This is a genomic window from Streptomyces sp. CNP082, from assembly GCF_059570535.1.
The window spans coordinates 1-2,661 of the sequence record NZ_JCANSZ010000131.1; the positions used below are offsets into that span (position 1 = coordinate 1).

A 2,661-nucleotide genomic window follows, 5' to 3' on the forward strand; every position below is an offset into this window, starting at 1 on the left:
CTGGCCCGCGGGTATCTCGGCCGCGCGGGGCTGACCGCCGAGCGCTTCGTCGCCTGCCCCTTCGAACCCGGCGCACGCATGTACCGCTCGGGGGATCTTGCCCGGTGGACGGCGGACGGAGAGCTCGCTTTCGCCGGCCGTGCCGACGAGCAGGTCAAGATCCGCGGATTCCGTGTCGAGCCAGGCGAGGTGCAGTCGGTGCTCGCCGCCCATCCTCGGGTGTCCCAGGCGGCCGTCGTCGTACGGGAGGACCAGCCCGGCGACAAGCGGCTCGCGGGCTACGTCGTGGCGACTGAGGACGGCGTAGCCGTGGACGATCTGCGGGAGTTCGCCGCCGGGCGGCTGCCCGCGTACATGGTGCCCGCGGCCCTCGTGGTCCTGGACGCCCTGCCGCTGACCCCCAACGGCAAGGTCGACCGAGCCGCGCTGCCGCCGCCCGGGCTCGACGGGCCGACGCGCGGGCGCGCCCCTGTGACGCCGCTGGAGCAGCGCATGTGCGACCTCTTCGCGGACGTGCTGCACCTCGGGAACGTCTGCTCCGACGATGACTTCTTCGCCCTCGGTGGTGACTCGATCCGCTCGATGCTGCTGGTGTCCGCCGCCCGCGAGGCCGGTTTCGCCCTGACGACCAGGCAGGTGTTCGAGGGCCGGACACCGGCGAGCCTGGCGGCCCTTGCCGCATCTGCGCAGGACCCGGACCCGGCAGCAGCGCGGTCGGACGCTCCGCTGCTGCGTCTCGACGAGGAACAGCGGGCGGAGCTGGCGGCTGCCGTGCCGGGGCTGGTGGAGGTGCTGCCGCTCACGCCGCTGCAAGAGGGCCTGCTCTACCACGCGCTGTACGACGAGCAAGCCCCGGACGTGTACGTCGGTCAACTCTCCCTGGACGTGGACGGCCCACTGGACCCGAGTCTGGTGCGGCTGTCGTGGCAGGCGCTGCTGGACCGCCACACCGCTCTGCGGGCCGGCTTCGGGCAGCCCCCGGGGACGACCCGGCCGGTGCAGATGGTCGTCGAGGACGTCGACCTGCCGTGGCGCGAGCAGGACCTGTCCGGCCTGGGCACCGCGGAGGCGCTGGCGGCGGCCGAGCGGATCGCGGACGCCGAGCAGGCGCGGCGGTTCGACCTGGTGAAGCCACCCCTGCTGCGCGTGGCGCTGCTGCGGCTGGGTGCCGAGCGGTACCGGATGGTGGTCACGCTCCACCACATCGCCCTGGACGGCTGGTCGCTGCCGATGGTCCTGGGTGAGCTGTGGGCCCTCTACGCGGCGGGCGGCGACCTCTCCGTCCTGCCTGCCGCGACCCCGCACCGCGACCAGCTGGCGTGGCTGGCCCGCCAGGACGGGGAAGCCGCCGCGGAGGCGTGGCGGCAGGCCCTCGCCGACGTGGACGGGCCGACGCTGGTGGCGCCGGCCGACCGGGGCGGCGGACCGGCACCCACCGGCAAGGTGGTCGCGGAACCGGGATCCGAACTGACCGCGGCGCTGGCAGAGCTGGGCCGCCGCCGCGGCCTCACGCTGAACACGTTGCTGGAGACCGCCTGGGCGATGGTCGTGGGCCAGCTCGCGGGCCGCGGCGACGTCGTCTTCGGCAGCGTGGTCGCCGGCCGGCCGGCGGAGCTGCCGGGTATGGCCGGCATGGTCGGGCTGTTCCTCAACACCGTTCCCGTACGGGTGCGGCTGGACCCGGCGCAGACGATCGCCCAACTGCTCGACGCGGTCCGGGCACAGCAGACCGCGCTCCTCGACCACCAGCACCTCGGCCTCGCCGACATCCAGCGGCTCGCAGGGACCGGCGCGACCTTCGACACCCTGATGACGTTCCGGACCTACGGCGCCGACGCCAGCGCCCCGCCGGAGCCACTGCGGCTCACCGGGTCCCGGCTGCGCGAGTCGACCACGTACGCCCTGGCCCTGGGCGTGGAGCCGGATGACGGTCTGAAGCTCCGCCTCGACTACCGGCTGGACGCGTTCGACCAGCAGTCCGCGCAGGCCGTGGCCGACCGGGTCGTGCGTGTCCTGGCGCAGATGGCCGCCGGCCCGCACGCGCGGGTCGGCAGTATCGACGCGCTGGGCGAGGAAGAGCGGGCGTTGGCGGTGTCGGGGTGGAACGAGACCTGCCTGGCGGTGCCTTCGGGTTCGGTGCTGGACCGGTTCGAGGCGTGGGCGCGGCGTGCGCCGGGCGCGTGCGCCGTGCGATGCGGCGTGGACGCGGTGTCGTACGGCGATTTGGACGCGCGGGCGAACCGGCTGGCGCGGTATCTCCAGCGGCTCGGGATGGACCGCGCAGCGCCGGTGGGGCTGTGCCTGCCGCGTGGCGTGGAGATGGTCGCGGCGATGCTCGCGGTGTGGAAGGCCGGGGGTGCGTACGTGCCGCTGGATCCCGGGTATCCGGCGGAGCGGTTGGCGTTCATGGTCGCCGACAGTGGAGCCACCGTGGTCGTCGGGCAGGCGGATTCGATGGCCGGGGTGCCCGTGGGGAAGGCCCGGGTGGTGCTGCTGGACGAGGCCGCGGCGGAGATCGCGGCGGAGTCCGACACGGCGGTGACGCGGCGGGTCGGGCTCGACGAGCTGGCGTACGTGATCTATACCTCCGGTTCCACGGGCCGGCCGAAGGGGGTGGCAGTCCCGCACGGAGGCGTGGCGAATCTGGCGGAGGCGATGCGG

General features: G+C 74.1%; 1 protein-coding gene. It reads left to right on the forward strand.

Features of this window, described 5'->3' with window-relative positions:
* Positions 1-2,661: condensation domain-containing protein (locus tag B124_RS36915; protein ID WP_496507392.1), on the forward strand; the 2,661-nt coding region annotated here is incomplete at both ends.